Origin of the sequence: Cupriavidus basilensis (genome assembly GCF_000876015.1) — a bacterium.
Taxonomy (GTDB): Bacteria; Pseudomonadota; Gammaproteobacteria; order Burkholderiales; family Burkholderiaceae; genus Cupriavidus; species Cupriavidus basilensis_B.
In genome coordinates this window covers 101,925-115,844 of the sequence record NZ_BBQM01000027.1, presented here as the reverse complement: position 1 = coordinate 115,844, position 13,920 = coordinate 101,925, and the positions used below count along the sequence as shown (strand labels likewise).

Genomic DNA, 13,920 nt, shown 5'->3' with positions numbered 1-13,920 from the left:
GCAGCGGGGATGTCATACAGCCTTTGGATTCAAGCACCAACAACCGCCCGAGCCTCAAGGCCCACAACAGCCAAAACAAGGACCCCATCCAAACCCAAACCCCAAAAAACTCACCCCACCTGATTAGCCAACCTCAACGTAGCCTCCACCGACCACCGCGCCCACGTCGTCATCTCCTCCGCCGACTCCAGACAAACCGCGGGCAGACTCAGATAATGCCGCATGGTGACTTCACGCCCGCGGCTGCTATACCGGAACGGCTCGCCGCCCTCGGCCGCGAACCGCGCGCGGGTCTGCTCGTCGGTCTTGAGCCAGCAGCGCCCGTCCGACACCAGCGCGAACATCAGCCCGTCGTAATACAGCCCGTGGCCGCCGAACATGCGGCGCGCGGTGATGGGGCCGATGCGCGCGGCCAGCGGGCCCATCAGCTCGAGCAGATGGTCGACGAAGGGATCGGGGCGGCGCGCGGTGGCCATGCGTGAAGCGCCCGGCGCTCAGAGCTTGAGACGCTGCCAGATCGCCTTGGTGGCGCCGGCGGTGTTGAGCGTGTAGAAATGCAGCCCCGGCACGCCGGCCGCGAGCAGGCGCTCGCACAGCGCAGTGACCACGTCGAGGCCGAACGCGCGGATCGATTCGCGGTCGTCGCCGAAGCCTTCCAGGCGCCGGGCGATCCAGCGCGGCACTTCGGCGCCGCACATCTCGGAGAAGCGCATCAGTTGCGAGGAGTTGGTGATCGGCATGATGCCGGGCACCACCGGCACGTCCACGCCCATCGCGCGCGCGTCGTCGACGAAGCGGAAATAGGCGTCGGCGTTGAAGAAATACTGGGTGATGGCGGAGTCGGCGCCGGCCTTGACCTTGCGCACGAAGTTCTCCAGGTCCACGCGCGGCGACTTGGCCTGCGGATGGTACTCGGGATAGGCCGCCACCTCGATGTGGAACCAGTCGCCGGTCTCGGCGCGGATGAATTCCACCAGTTCGTTGGCGTAGCGGAACTCGCCGATCTCGCCCATGCCCGAGGGCATGTCGCCGCGCAGCGCCACGATGTGGCGGATGCCGCCGTCGCGGTAGGTCTGCAGGATCTGGCGGATGCTCGCGCGCGTGGAGCCCACGCACGACAGGTGCGGCGCGGCCTCGATGCCGTCGCGCTGGATCTCCAGCACGGCGTCCAGCGTGCCCTGCTGGGTGGTGCCGCCGGCGCCGAACGTCACCGAGATGTACTTGGGATGCAGCGGAGCGAGCTGCGCGCGCGTATTGCGCAGCTTCTCGGCGCCCTCGGCCGTCTTGGGCGGGAAGAATTCGAAGCTGAAGTAGCGGTCTTGCATGATGGTGGCGCGCCGCGTGTGGCGCGGCGCGCTGGAAGGTTTGGCGTGCGTCAGGCGCTGCGGCGTTCGCCGAGCAGCAGGCTCGACAGCGCCCAGGAAATCACGCTGTACAGGATCGATCCGAGCAGCGCCGCGCCGAAGCCGCTGACCACGAAGCCGGACAGCAGCTTGCCCACGAACAGGAACAGCAGCGCGTTGATCACGAAGATGAACAGGCCGAGCGTGAGCAGCGTCACCGGCAGCGTGAGGATGACCAGGATCGGGCGGATCAGGGTGTTGACTAGGCCCAGCACCAGCGCGGCGATCATGGCCGAGCCGAAGCCGCCTAGGTGAATCCCGCTGATCAGGTTGCCCACCAGGAACAGCGCGGCGGCGTTGATGATCCAGACGGCCAGCAATCTCATGACGACTCCTTAGCTCGGGTCAGACGAAACAGGATGCGGAACACCGCGGCCGGGACAGCCCGGCCGTGCGATCGTACCCGCGATCCACGGCTGCGATCAATGCGCGCGGTCAACCGGCGCGCAGCGCGCGCGCGCCGGCCCGCCGCGATCAGTAGCGGTAGTGGTCGGCCTTGTACGGGCCTTCCTTCTTCACGCCGATGTAGGCGGCCTGCTGGTCGGTCAGCTCGGACAGCTGCGCATTGAGCTTCTTGAGCTGCAGGCGCGCGACCTTCTCGTCCAGGTGCTTGGGCAGCGTGTAGACGCCGACCGGGTACTTGCCGCTATCGCGTTCCAGCCACAGCTCGATCTGGGCGATGGTCTGGTTGGCGAACGAGCTGCTCATCACGTAGGACGGGTGGCCCGTGCCGCAGCCCAGGTTCACCAGGCGGCCCTTGGCCAGGATGATCAGCTTCTTGCCGTCGGGGAAGATCACGTGGTCGACCTGCGGCTTGATCTCGTCCCATTCGTACTTCTCGATCGAGGCGATGTCGATCTCGTTGTCGAAGTGGCCGATGTTGCAGACGATGGCCTGGTCCTTCATCTTCGCCATGTGGTCATGGGTGATGACGTGGTAGTTGCCGGTGCAGGTGACGAAGATGTCGCCATGCTCGGCGGCGTAGTCCATCGTCACCACGCGGTAGCCTTCCATCGCGGCCTGCAGCGCGCAGATCGGGTCGATCTCCGTCACCCACACCTGCGCCGACAGCGCGCGCAGCGCCTGCGCGCTGCCCTTGCCCACGTCGCCGTAGCCGGCCACCACGGCGACCTTGCCGGCGATCATCACGTCGGTGGCGCGCTTGATGCCGTCCACCAGCGACTCGCGGCAGCCGTACAGGTTGTCGAACTTGCTCTTGGTGACGGAGTCGTTGACGTTGATGGCCGGGAAACGGAGTTCACCCTTTTGCGCCATCTGGTACAGGCGGTGCACGCCGGTGGTGGTTTCCTCGGTCACGCCCTTGATGGCGTCCAGGTTGCGGCTGTACCAGGTCGGGTCCTTGGCCAGCTTGTCCTTGATGGCGGCGAACAGGTAGGTTTCTTCCTCGCTGCCCGGCTTGGAGATCAGCGTGGCGTCCTTCTCGGCGCGCGCGCCCAGGTGCAGCAGCAGCGTGGCGTCGCCGCCGTCGTCGAGGATCATGTTGGGGGTGCCGCCGTCCTTCCAGTCGAAGATGCGGTGGGTGAAGTCCCAGTATTCCTTCAGCGACTCGCCCTTGAAGGCGAACACCGGCGTGCCCGAGGCGGCGATGGCCGCGGCGGCGTGGTCCTGGGTCGAGAAGATGTTGCACGAGGCCCAGCGCACGTCGGCGCCGAGCGCGACCAGCGTCTCGATCAGCACGGCGGTCTGGATGGTCATGTGCAGGGAGCCGGCGATGCGCGCGCCCTTGAGCGGCTGGGCGGCGGCGAACTCGTCGCGGATCGCCATCAGGCCGGGCATCTCGGTCTCGGCGATGGCGATTTCCTTGCGGCCCCAGCTGGCCAGGTTGATGTCGGCGACCAGGTAGTCGTTCTTCAGGTCAGTCACTGCGTTCATGTTTCACTCCGGTGAAGAGTGGCGCGATGGCGGCGAGTGCGGGGGGATACGCGGCGCGCGGGCATGCCGGGCAACGCGGGCATGCAAAGCGGGCGGATAGGTCGACTCGCCACCGTGGGGGCCACGGATCAGCGAGCGCCGTTGAGACAGTCCGAGCCTGGCGAATGGCCAATCGCGCACTGGGGCACAATGGTCGCATCCGTTGCAACGCTCCTCGGAGTGGCGGTATTGTAGCCTGACCGCCGGCGCCGCGCACCGGCGCCGCGTGATTTTTTGCCTGGCGCTTCCGTTGGTGCTGTCTTTGGCGCTGTCTTCAGTGCCTTCCCTGGCGCCTTTCTTGCTCTTTCTTGCTGCTTGTTTTGTTGCTTCCTTTGCCGTTTCTCGCCGCCCTGCGGCGGCCTGCCTCGCACCGCACATGACCCCGACCACACACCGTCCTCCGCGCACCCTGACCATCGCCGGCTCCGACTCCGGCGGCGGCGCCGGCATCCAGGCCGACCTCAAGACCTTCGCCGCGCTGGGCTGCTTCGGCATGAGCGCGATCACCGCCATCACCGCACAGAACACGCTCGGCGTGAGCGGCGTGCACGCGATCCCGGCGGACATGGTGGCCGCGCAGATCGACGCGGTGGCCAGCGACATCGGCGTGGACGCCGCCAAGACCGGCATGCTGGGCACCGCCGGCATCGTCGAGGCGGTGGCCGCCGCGGTGGACCGCCACGCCATCCGCCAGCTGGTGGTGGACCCGGTCATGATCTCCACCTCCGGCGCCACCCTGGCCGACGACGCCACCAGCCAGGCCATGACGCGCCTGCTGTTCCCGCGCGCCGTGCTGGTCACGCCCAACCTGCCGGAAGCCTCGTGGCTGCTGGGCCGCAGGATCAGCCGCCGCGGCGAGATGGAACAGGCCGCGCGCGACCTGCTGGCGCTGGGCTGCCGCGCCGTGCTGCTCAAGGGCGGCCACCTCGACCCGGCCGACGGCGGCCTCGACGACCTGCTGATGACCGCCGACGGCACCGTGCGCGTGTTCTCGCACCCGCGCGTGGAGACCCGCAACCTGCACGGCACCGGCTGCACGCTGGCCGCCGCCGTCGCCGCGCAGCTCGCGCGCGGCAACGCGCTGGCGGACGCGGTGGACGCGGCGCTCGACTACGTGGCCGAGGCCATCGTCGCCGGCGCCGACCTCGAGCTCGGCGCCGGCAACGGCCCGCTCAACCACGCCTTCGCGCCGCGCGCGATGGGATGACGCGCAGGCCGGCACACCGGCCCGCGGGCGGCGGTATGATCGGGCTCTCCATCGTCCGGCCGCCAGCGCCATCCTTGCCACGCCATGACCCTGCTGTCCCAGATCGACCTGCGCGCCGACCCCGCCGCCGCGCCCTACCGGAAACACGAAGTGGTGCAGGTGGCGTTCGCCGCCGCGCCCGGCGAGCTCGCCAGCCTCGAAGGCCCCAACCGCTACCAGCCCGGCGACGCCCTCGTCACCGGCTCCACCGGCGACCGCTGGGTGGTGTCGCGCGACCGCTTCGACGCGCGCTACGAGCCGCTGGAAGCCGGCGCGCACGGGCGCGACGGCGCCTACCGCAACAAGCCTGCGACGGTGCTGGCAAAGCGCATGGCGGCGGCCTTCGGCATCGCCCGCTCGGCCGGCGGCGACGTACTCCGTGGCGAGGCCGGCGACTGGCTGATGCAGTACGCGCCGGGCGACTACGGCATCGTGCAGCAGGCGCGCTTCGCCCAGGTCTACCGGCCCGCCTGACGGCCGGCCGCGGCGGCGCCCGGGGCGGCTAGTTGCCGCCGCTGCTCAGCGGCACCAGCTTGAATGCCGCGCGCGCCACGCACACCACTTCGCCGCCGGCGTTCTTCACCTCGCCCTCGCAGAACGCGATGCGCGCGCCGCGCCGCATGCAGCGCGCCTCCAGGTGCAGCTCGCCGCGCGCGGCGGCGAGGAAATGCGTGGACATGTCGATGGTGATCACGCCGGTCTGCATCGGCGCGTGCGAGCGCGCCGCGCCGCTGAGCGTGAAGTCCAGCGCCGCCATCAGCGTGCCGCCGTGCACGTCGCCGCGGCTGTTGACCAGGAACGGGCTGGCCGGCAGCCGCGTGCGGCACAGGCCCTCCTCGATCTGCACCGGCTGCAGGCCAAGGTGGCGCATCAGCGGCACGTCGATGCCGAAATAGGGCTGCTCCGGGGTGCCGGGCGCCACCGGGACAATTTGCGACGGGATCTGCGAGGGGCTTTCCAAGACTTATCTTCCTTTGATGCGTCTATTCGAGTTCGATGACGGCCTGGCCTTCCGCGACGGCGTCGCCGGCCTGGACCAGGATGGCCTTGACCACGCCGGCATGGTCCGACTCGAGCGGGATCTCCATTTTCATGGACTCGATCATCATGACGGCGTCGCCGGCCGCAATGGTAGCGCCAACTTCGGTGTGGATGGCGCAGACATGGCCGCTGACCAGGGTTTCGATGGTGTTCATCAGGCTACTCTCAGGGAAGGTTGGGAAGCATCGGGCGCGGCCAGCACGCGCCGGGCCAGCGCGGTGTCGATGCGCCCCTCGGCGAAATCGGCATGCGCGAGCACCCGCAGGATGAAGGGGATGTTGGTCTTGACGCCGGCCACCGCGAACGCTTCCAGTGCCGCACGCAGCGTGGCGATGGCCTCGCCGCGGTCAGCGCCGGTGGCGATCACCTTGGCCAGCATGGGGTCGTAGTACGGCGTCACGCGGCTGCCTTCGGCATAGCCGGTTTCCACGCGCACGCCTTCCATGCGCGGCAGCCGGAACACGTCCAGCGGGCCCGGCGACGGGAAAAAGCGCACCGGGTCCTCGGCGTAGACGCGCGCCTCGATGGCGTGGCCCTGCGCGGGCACGATGCCGCCCGCGGCCTGCGGCAGCACCGCGTCGATGCGCTCGCCGCGCGCCAGCCGGATCTGCGCGGCGACGATATCGATGCCGGTGATCTGCTCGGTGACGGCGTGCTCCACCTGCAGGCGCGTGTTCATTTCCAGGAACACGAAGCCGGTGGCGGGCGTGTGCAGCATCTCCACGGTGCCGATCACGTCATAGCCGATGGCGGACAGTAGCGCGGCGAGCTGCGCCGCCATCGCCTCGACCCCGGCGCGGTCCAGGCCGTGCGCGCGCGCTTCCTCGATGACCTTCTGGTGGCGGCGCTGCACCGAGCAGTCGCGCTCCCACAGGATGCGCACGCCGCCGTAGCGGTCGGCCAGCACCTGGAACTCGATGTGGCGCGGCTGCTCGACCAGCTTCTCCAGGTAGAGTTCGGCCTGGCCGAAGCTGCGCTGCGCCACCGAGCGCGCCTGCGCCCAGGCGGCCGCCAGCCCGGCCGCGTCGCGCACCGGCACCATGCCGATGCCGCCACCGCCGCCGGCGGGCTTGATCAGCACCGGGAAGCCGATGCGCGCGGCGGCCTCGGCCACAGTTGCCACGTCGTCGGGCAGCACGGCGGAGCTCGGCGCCAGCGGCATGCCCTGCGCCGCCATGAAGGCGCGCGCCTCGGTCTTGTGGCCCAGGCGCCGGATCCACTGCGGCGACGGCCCGATGAAGCACAGGCCAGCCGCCTCCACGCGCTCGGCGAAGGCGGCGTTCTCGGAGAGAAAGCCATAGCCCGGATGCACCGCGTCAGCGCCGCTGGCGCGCGCGGCTTCAAGCAGCTTGTCCTGGTCCAGATAGCTTTGCAGCGGCGGCGCCTCGCCGATGCGCAGTGCCATGTCGGCCTCGCGCAGATAGGGCAACCCGGCGTCCGCATCCGAATACACCGCGACGGATTCCAGCCCGAGCCCGCGCAGCGCGCGGATGACGCGCGCGGCCACCGCGCCGCGGTTGGCCACCAGCACGCGGCGCAGCGGGCGCGGCGCGGCGGATGCTTGCGTGTTCATGCTCATGACGCCTCTCCTGCGCGTTCTCCCGTGCGGATCACCACCGCGTCGACCAGCACCGGCGCGGCGTCGCCGCGCATCACCATGACCGGATTGGCGTCCACCGAGCGTACCCGCCCCTGCGCCTGCACCATCCAGTCGCCCAGGCGCGCGAGCAGGCGCGCCAGCGCGTCCACGTCCACCGCGGCCAGGCCGCGCAGCGCGCCGAACGCGCGCGCGATGCGCAGGCGGCCGATGGCCTCGCGCGCCTGCGCGGCGCTGAACGGCGCGCACAGGAACTGCACGTCGTCGATGGCCTCGACCAGCACGCCGCCCTGGCCTACCATCACCACCGGGCCGTAGATGGCGTCGATGTGCGCACCCACGGCCAGCTCGAACGCGCCGCGCTGCTGGCACGCCAGCAGTACGCCGCCGTGGCGCACGCCTTCGCTCGCGGCCAGGCCGCGCAGGATGCGGTCGAGCTCGGCGTAGGCGGCCAGCGCCTGCGCCTCGCCGGCCAGGCCGAGACGCACCAGCCCCAGTTCTGACTTGTGCGTGATGTCGGGCGAGACGCCCTTGGCCACCACCGGCGCGCCAAGTTCGGCCAGCGCGCGGCGCACGTCATCCTCGCTCTTGCACAGCCGATGTGCCACCACGGGCAGGCCGGCTTCCGCCAGCGCCGCCAGGCTCTCGACTTCGTCGAGCGAGTGCGTGGCTGCCGCGATGCCGTCCGGCCACGCCGGCGGGATCGCCGGGGGCGCGGCCAGCGCCGCGGCATTCAGTTGCACGTGGCGCGCGGCCATGCCGAGCGCGCGTATGGCCGCGCGTTCGCTGTCGAACACCGGCACGCCGTGCGCGCGGAAGGCCTGCGCCACCCATTCCTGGTTGGCGCTGACCGCCACCGGCACGCCGCTGGCCGCGGCGAAGCGGCCGGTCTGCGCCGAGAAGCCGGGGAAGTCGTAGCCTTCGCCGCCGATCGGAAAGCCCACGTAGATCATGTCGGCCTGGCGCTGCGCGGCCACCACCTCCAGCGTCTGGCCGTAGATGTGCGGCTGGCCCAGCAGCGCGGTGGTCATGTCGATCGGGTTGCGCGCCGACACGTATGGCGGCAGCACCGCCTTGAGCGCCGCCGCTCCAGCGCCTTCGAACTGGCACAGGTCCAGGCCCTGGTCCTCGGCGGCGTCGGCCGCCAGCACGCAGGTCGCGCCCGAGTTGCTGATCGCCACCACCTTGCGCCCGCGTGGGCGCTGGCCGCCGGCGAAGACCTGGCTGTATTCGACGAGCTCGCGGAAGTCCGCCACGCGCTGGATGCCGTGCTGCCGCAGGAAGGCATCGGCCAGCGCGTCCTCGCCGGCCAGCGCGCCGGTATGCGAGCTGGCGGTGAGCTGCCCGGCCTGCGTGCGGCCCGCCTTGACGGCAAGGATGGGAATGTCGCGCTGGTGCGCGATGCGCGCGGCCTGCGCCAGCACCGCCGGGTCCTTGAGCGATTCGATGTACAGCAACAGCACGCGGATGTCCGGGTCCGCCGCCACCGCGCGCAGCACCTCGGCGGCGGTGATGTCGGCCTCGTTGCCCGTGGCGACCATGTAGCGCACGCCGATGCCCTTGCGGCGCAGTCCGCCGTAGACGATGGACGAGCCCGCGCCGCTCTGGCTGACGATGGCGACCGGGCCGTCCTGCCCTCGCTCCTCGTTGATCATGGTGGAGAAATGCAGGATGGCGCCGTCGCGAAAGTTGGCCACGCCCTGCGTATTGGGGCCGAACAGGCGCAGCCCGCCGGCGCGCGCGCGCTCCACCAGCCGGCGCTGCTGCACGGCACCCGCCTCGCCCAGCTCGGCGAAGCCGGAGGAATAGATCACCGCGGCGCGCGCATGCACGGCGAGGCAATGTTCGATGGCCTGCTCCACTTCCTGGCCGGCCACGCTGACCACCACCACGTCAGGCGCGTCTGGCAGCGCGGCCAGTTCGGGGTAGGCCGGCAGGCCCTGGATCTGCGCGCGGTTCGGATTGACCGGATACACGCGGCCCGCGAAGCCATGGCGGCGCAGGTAGTCGATGGGCCGGCCACCCGCCTTGATGGGATTGTCGGAGGCGCCGAGGATGGCGACCGAACGCGGGGCCAGCAGACCGAGGATATCGTCGTCGCCGTTATTGTCGTTCTCGCGCATCGCTCAGTCCACCTTGACATTGGCCTCGAGGGCCACGCGCTTCCACTTGGCCAGCTCCGACTGCACGAAGGCGCCGAACTGCTCGGCGTTGAGCGTGCCCGGCGTGGTGCCGCTCTGCGCAAGGTTGGCCTTCGAGTCGGCGGTGTTCATGCTCCTCACCGCGTCGCGGTTCAGGCGTTCCACCAGCGGCCTGGGCAGATTGGCCGGGCCGTAGAAGCCGATCCACGTCGTGGCCTCGTAGCCGGGCACGCCCTGCTCGGCGATGGTGGGCACATTGGGCAGCGCCTCGCTGCGCCTGGCCGAGGTCACGCCGATGGCCTTGACCTTGCCGTCCTTCACGTAGGGCGCCATCGTCATCACGTCATGGAACAGCGCGGGGATCTGGCCGCCGAGCAGGTCCGACAGTGCCGGCGCCGCACCCTTGTACGGGATGTGCGTGAGCGGCGTGTTGGTCATCAGGCGCAGCAGCTCGCCCGACATGTGCGTGGCGCCACCGATGCTTGACGAGCCGAACGAGAGGCCCTCCTTCTGCTTCTTCGCGTAGGCGAGGAATTCCTGCAGGTTGGACACCGGCACGTTGTTGTTCACCACCAGCACGTTCGGCGTGGTGGCCAGCAGCGCGATCGGCGTGAAGTCCTTGCTGGCGTTGTACGGCAGCCGCGGCCGCACTGCCGGGTTGATCACGTGGTGGGTGGCTGTGACCAGCAGCGTATAGCCGTCCGGATTGGCGCGCGCCACGATCTCGCTACCGATCTGGCCGCTGGCGCCGGCACGGTTGTCCACCACGAAGGGCTGCCTGGACTCGGCCTGCATGTCGCGCGCGATGCGCCGCGCCAGCAGGTCGGTCATGCCACCGGCCGGGAACGGCACGACGATGGTGACGGGCTTCTGCGGCCAGTTCTCCTGCGCCTGCGCGCCGGCGGGCAGCAGCGCGGCGCCGATGGCGAAGGCGGCAGCCACGCCGCCGGGAGCGGTAAGGAATCGGTGATGGGACAAGGCGGTCTCCTGTTTTTGGCTTTGGTGCGTCGGACTTTCTCGGGAATTCGGATCCCAGGCCTTTGCTCCCCTCTCCCGCAAGCGGTGAGAGGGGAGCAAACCGGCAGCAAGGCGAGAGGCAATCCCGCCTCAGGGCCGGATGCCGAACCTGCTCACGCCCGGCTCGCGCAGCGGCGCGGCCAGGTTGGCGAACTCGCACAGCAGCGCGCGCGTGTCGCGCGGGTCGATGATGTCTTCCACCACGAAGGCTTCGGCGCTGCGGAACGGCGAGGTCAGGCTGCGCACGCGCTGCTCGATCTCGGCGCGCTTTTGCACGGGGTCATCGGCGCCTTCGATCTCGGCCTTGTAGGCCACTTCCAGGCCGCCTTCGATCGGCAGCGAGCCCCAGTTGGCCGAGGGCCACGCGTAGCGGAAGTTGAAGCGGCCCATGTGCTGGTGGCCGGCCGCGGCCACACCGTAGGCGCGGCGCAGGATCAGCGAGCACCACGGCACCGTGGCCTGGTACACCGCGGCCAGCGCGCGCACGCCGTAGCGCATGGTGCCGGCCTTCTCGGCCTCCAGCCCGATCTGGAAGCCGGCGATGTCGACCAGGTTCACCACCGGCAGGTGGAAGGCCTCGGCCATGTCGACGAAGCGGATGAATTTCTCGGCGGTGGGGCCATCCCAGCCGCCGCCGTAGTGGTACGGGTCGCTCGCCACCACCGCCACCGGCCAGCCGTCGATACGGGCCAGCCCGGTGACGATGGCGCGGCCCCAGAAGCGGCCCATCTCGAAGAACGAGCCCTGGTCCACCAGCGTCTCCACGATGGGCCGGATCTTGTAGACTGCGCGGCTGTCGCGCGGGATGGCCGACAGCAGCCATTCGTCGCGGCGCGCGGGGTCGTCGGCGGGCTCGGCGCGCGGCGGCAGCGCGTGCACCGAGGGCGGCAGGTAGGACAGGAAGCGGCGCGCGCGCGCGAACGCTTCGGCCTCGCTGGCGACTTCGTCGTCGACCACGCCGTTGCGGGTATGGATCTGGCTCCCGCCGAGCTCGTTCTTCTCCAGCTTCTGGCCAATGCGCGCCACCACCGGCGGCCCGGCGTTGAACAGTTGCGAGGTGCCCTTGACCATCACCGAGTAGTGGCTGGCGGCCACGCGCGCCGCACCCATGCCGGCCACCGAACCCAGCGCCAGCGACACCACCGGCACCAGCGACATGTTCTCCACCACGTGCTGCCACACCTTCATGGTGGGGATGTTGGTGTAGCCCTTGTTCTCGATATTGCGCACCGAGCCGCCGCCACCGGTACCGTCGACCAGCCGCACCATCGGCAGGCGCAGGTCGTGCGCCATCTTCTCGGCGTGGATCAGCTTCTCACCCACGGCGCCGTCGTTGGCGCCGCCGCGCACGGTAAAGTCGTCGCCCACCAGCACCACGGGGCGGCCATCCAGTTGCGCGCGGCCCATCACGAGATTGGCAGGCGTGAGGCCGACCAGCCGGCCGTTGCTGTCGTACTGGCCGTTGCCGGTGAGCGCGCCCACCTCGCGGAAACTGCCCGCATCGGCAATGGCGTCGATGCGTTCGCGCACGGTCAGCTTGCCGGCATCCTTGTGGCGCTTGACCTTGTCGTGGCCACCAAGCTGGGCGGCGAGTTGCTTGCGGTAAGCGAGTTCATCGATTTCGGGCTGCCAGGACAAGTCGGGTCTCCTCAAGACTGTCGTTATGTGCCCTTGATATCGCAGCAACCGTGCCATGCGCGCGCAGCCTTGATTTCATTGTTCTTTTTGCAGGGCGCTGATAATGTGTCCACCAAAACGACAAAGAAGGACATCAAAGTGTCCTCAATGGAGACACAATATGTCGTCGACAACGACAGCCGAAGACACACGGCCGGCGGGCGAGGACAGCCTCGGCGTGCTGGTCGCCACGCGCGCGGGAGCCACGCTGGCCAGCCACGGGCTGGCCGTCGACCCGGCGCTCGCGGCGGCGGCGCTGGCGGCCTCGGCGCGGCTGGACGATGAGCCCGGCACCGGCAGTGCGCTCGACACCGGCCGCCTGTTCGAATGCAGCGTGGCCGCGCGCCACTACATCGCCATGCGCCTGCGCGACGGCGCGCGCGAGGTGATCCTGCTGCGCCCGGCCGCGCGCGACGCGGCACTGTTCGATTTCCTCGGCGCGGTGCCGTTCGCCGGCGCCATCCTCGACCACCTGCTGACCAATCCCTACCAGGCCATCACCGTGGCCGACCGTGCCGGGCGCATGCGCTTCATCAGTCCGGTGCACGAGAAATTCCTCGGCCTGCGCACCGGCGAAGGCACCGGGCTGCCGGCGCGCGATGTCATCCCCAACTCACGGCTGGCGCAGGTGGCCGCCAGCGGCAAAGCCGAGATCGGGCAGTTGCAAACCATGAACGGCGTCACGCGCGTGGTCAACCGCATCCCGATCAGCGCCGGCGGCGAGGTGGTCGGCGCGATCGGCCAGGTGCTGTTCAAGGAGCCGGAGGCCATCGGCCGCATGGACCGCGAGATGACGCGGTTGCGCTCGCAACTGGCGCGGACGCGGCGCGAGCTCGACGAACTGCGCGAGCAACAGGCCGGCCCCGCGCTGCTGATCGGCGACAGCGCGCCGATGCAGCGCTTGCGCCGCGAGATCGACACGGTGGCGCGGCTGGACGTGCCGGTGCTGATCCTGGGCGAGAGCGGTACCGGCAAGGAACTGGTAGCGCACGCCATCCACGGCGCCAGCCGCGCGCCCGACGGCCGTCCGCTGGTCAGCCTCAACCTCGCCGCGCTGCCGGCCACGCTGATCGAGTCCGAGCTGTTCGGCCACGCGGCCGGCGCCTTCACCGGCAGCCAGCGCGGCGGGCAGGCCGGCAAGCTGGAGCAAGCCGCGGGCGGCACGCTGTTCCTCGACGAGGTGGCCGACATCCCGATGGAGATGCAGGTCAAGCTGCTGCGCGTGCTGGAAGACCACATGGTCGAGCGCCTGGGCAGCCGCCGCGCGCAGCGCGTGGACTTCCGCCTGGTGGCGGCGACCAACCGCGACATCCAGGCGCTGATCGACGGCGGGCGCTTCCGGCTCGACCTGTACTACCGGCTGTCGGGCGTGGTGCTGCGCATTCCGGCGCTGGGCCAGCGCCGCGAGGACATCCCGGCGCTGCTCGGCCATTTCGTGCGCGGCTTCTGCGCGCGCAACCGCGTGCCGGTGCCGGAGGTGGCGCCCGAGGTGGCCCGTTACCTGGCCGAGCGCCGCTGGCCCGGCAACGTGCGCCAGTTGCGGCAGAAAATCGAGGAAGCGCTGGTGTTCTGCGACGGGCGCGTGCTGCGCCCGGCGGATTTCGCGCGCGGCGAGGAAAGCGCGGTGGCGCTGCGCGCCGAGACGGCCGAGCCGCTGCCCGGCTACGGCGTTGCCGCCGCGGAACCGGCGGACCCCGCCGACGACACCCCGCCCCGCGCGGCCGCCGCGCTGCGCGAGGTCGCCCACGAAGCGGTGCTGCAGGCCATCGCGCGGCACGGCGGCAACAAGAAGCGCGCCGCCGCGCAGCTCGGCATCTCGCGCTCGCACCTGTACAAGCTCCTGGCGCGCGGCGCGCGGCCGTAGCC

General features: G+C 70.2%; 13 protein-coding genes and 1 riboswitch. Of the genes, 3 read left to right on the top strand and 10 right to left on the bottom strand.

Features of this window, described 5'->3' with window-relative positions; genetic code table 11:
- Positions 1-110: 110 nt before the first annotated feature.
- The 4 genes from KF708C_RS29235 to ahcY form a co-directional block, all read right to left on the bottom strand.
- Entirely contained in the window at positions 111-476 is a 366-nt protein-coding gene (locus tag KF708C_RS29235; RefSeq protein WP_059414895.1) for a TfoX/Sxy family protein, read from the bottom strand.
- 18 nt (positions 477-494) lie between these two features.
- Entirely contained in the window at positions 495-1,325 is an 831-nt protein-coding gene (gene metF, locus KF708C_RS29230; RefSeq protein ID WP_020205950.1) for a methylenetetrahydrofolate reductase [NAD(P)H], read from the bottom strand.
- 50 nt (positions 1,326-1,375) lie between these two features.
- The gene (locus KF708C_RS29225) at positions 1,376-1,729 is read right to left on the bottom strand and encodes a phage holin family protein (RefSeq protein WP_029044232.1); all 354 of its coding nucleotides are present in this window, start codon (positions 1,727-1,729) and stop codon (positions 1,376-1,378) included.
- Positions 1,730-1,877: 148 nt separating this feature from the next.
- Entirely contained in the window at positions 1,878-3,296 is a 1,419-nt protein-coding gene (ahcY, locus tag KF708C_RS29220) for an adenosylhomocysteinase (protein ID WP_059414893.1), read from the bottom strand.
- 126 nt (positions 3,297-3,422) lie between these two features.
- Positions 3,423-3,518, bottom strand: a riboswitch (S-adenosyl-L-homocysteine riboswitch).
- Positions 3,519-3,711: 193 nt separating this feature from the next.
- Here ahcY and thiD point away from each other — a divergent pair.
- Both thiD and KF708C_RS29210 read left to right on the top strand, forming a co-directional pair.
- Positions 3,712-4,542 carry a bifunctional hydroxymethylpyrimidine kinase/phosphomethylpyrimidine kinase gene (thiD, locus tag KF708C_RS29215; protein ID WP_059414888.1) on the top strand — a complete coding sequence of 277 codons (831 nt, stop codon included), beginning with the start codon at positions 3,712-3,714 and terminating at the stop codon, positions 4,540-4,542.
- A gap of 84 nt (positions 4,543-4,626) precedes the next feature.
- On the top strand, positions 4,627-5,055 hold the full coding sequence (locus KF708C_RS29210) for a PGDYG domain-containing protein (RefSeq protein ID WP_059414884.1): 429 nt from the start codon (positions 4,627-4,629) through the stop codon (positions 5,053-5,055).
- A 28-nt stretch (positions 5,056-5,083) separates the two neighbouring features.
- On the opposite strand, the gene KF708C_RS29205 is transcribed toward KF708C_RS29210, so the two are convergent.
- From KF708C_RS29205 to KF708C_RS29180, 6 genes are all read right to left on the bottom strand, one after another.
- Complete coding sequence (locus KF708C_RS29205; RefSeq protein ID WP_059414913.1) at positions 5,084-5,524, bottom strand: PaaI family thioesterase; 441 nt, start codon at positions 5,522-5,524, stop codon at positions 5,084-5,086.
- A 40-nt stretch (positions 5,525-5,564) separates the two neighbouring features.
- Positions 5,565-5,777, bottom strand: coding sequence for an acetyl-CoA carboxylase biotin carboxyl carrier protein subunit (locus KF708C_RS29200; RefSeq protein WP_059414882.1), 213 nt, complete (start codon positions 5,775-5,777; stop codon positions 5,565-5,567).
- Positions 5,777-7,201: an acetyl-CoA carboxylase biotin carboxylase subunit gene (locus KF708C_RS29195; protein ID WP_082080080.1), complete on the bottom strand. Its 1,425-nt coding sequence runs from the start codon at positions 7,199-7,201 to the stop codon at positions 5,777-5,779. The genes KF708C_RS29200 and KF708C_RS29195 overlap by 1 nt, the downstream gene beginning before the upstream one ends.
- On the bottom strand, positions 7,198-9,342 hold the full coding sequence (locus tag KF708C_RS29190; RefSeq protein ID WP_059414880.1) for an acetate--CoA ligase family protein: 2,145 nt from the start codon (positions 9,340-9,342) through the stop codon (positions 7,198-7,200). Before KF708C_RS29190 ends, KF708C_RS29195 begins: the two co-directional genes overlap by 4 nt.
- Before the next feature lie 3 nt (positions 9,343-9,345).
- Positions 9,346-10,338 carry a tripartite tricarboxylate transporter substrate binding protein gene (locus tag KF708C_RS29185; RefSeq protein ID WP_059414877.1) on the bottom strand — a complete coding sequence of 331 codons (993 nt, stop codon included), beginning with the start codon at positions 10,336-10,338 and terminating at the stop codon, positions 9,346-9,348.
- Between the two features lie 129 nt (positions 10,339-10,467).
- Positions 10,468-12,015, bottom strand: coding sequence for an acyl-CoA carboxylase subunit beta (locus KF708C_RS29180; protein ID WP_059414875.1), 1,548 nt, complete (start codon positions 12,013-12,015; stop codon positions 10,468-10,470).
- Positions 12,016-12,175: 160 nt separating this feature from the next.
- Here KF708C_RS29180 and KF708C_RS29175 point away from each other — a divergent pair, with 160 nt between their 5' ends.
- Positions 12,176-13,918, top strand: coding sequence for a sigma-54 interaction domain-containing protein (locus tag KF708C_RS29175; protein WP_059414873.1), 1,743 nt, complete (start codon positions 12,176-12,178; stop codon positions 13,916-13,918).
- Positions 13,919-13,920: the final 2 nt, after the last annotated feature.

Coding starts and splice junctions, on each gene's coding strand:
- thiD (WP_059414888.1), top strand. CDS start 3,712: ATGACCCCGACCACACACCGTCCTCCGCGCACCCTGACCATCGCCGGC.
- KF708C_RS29210 (WP_059414884.1), top strand. CDS start 4,627: ATGACCCTGCTGTCCCAGATCGACCTGCGCGCCGACCCCGCCGCCGCG.
- KF708C_RS29195 (WP_082080080.1), bottom strand. CDS start 7,201: ATGAGCATGAACACGCAAGCATCCGCCGCGCCGCGCCCGCTGCGCCGC.
- KF708C_RS29190 (WP_059414880.1), bottom strand. CDS start 9,342: ATGCGCGAGAACGACAATAACGGCGACGACGATATCCTCGGTCTGCTG.
- ahcY (WP_059414893.1), bottom strand. CDS start 3,296: ATGAACGCAGTGACTGACCTGAAGAACGACTACCTGGTCGCCGACATC.
- KF708C_RS29235 (WP_059414895.1), bottom strand. CDS start 476: ATGGCCACCGCGCGCCGCCCCGATCCCTTCGTCGACCATCTGCTCGAG.
- KF708C_RS29200 (WP_059414882.1), bottom strand. CDS start 5,777: ATGAACACCATCGAAACCCTGGTCAGCGGCCATGTCTGCGCCATCCAC.
- KF708C_RS29175 (WP_059414873.1), top strand. CDS start 12,176: ATGTCGTCGACAACGACAGCCGAAGACACACGGCCGGCGGGCGAGGAC.
- KF708C_RS29225 (WP_029044232.1), bottom strand. CDS start 1,729: ATGAGATTGCTGGCCGTCTGGATCATCAACGCCGCCGCGCTGTTCCTG.
- metF (WP_020205950.1), bottom strand. CDS start 1,325: ATGCAAGACCGCTACTTCAGCTTCGAATTCTTCCCGCCCAAGACGGCC.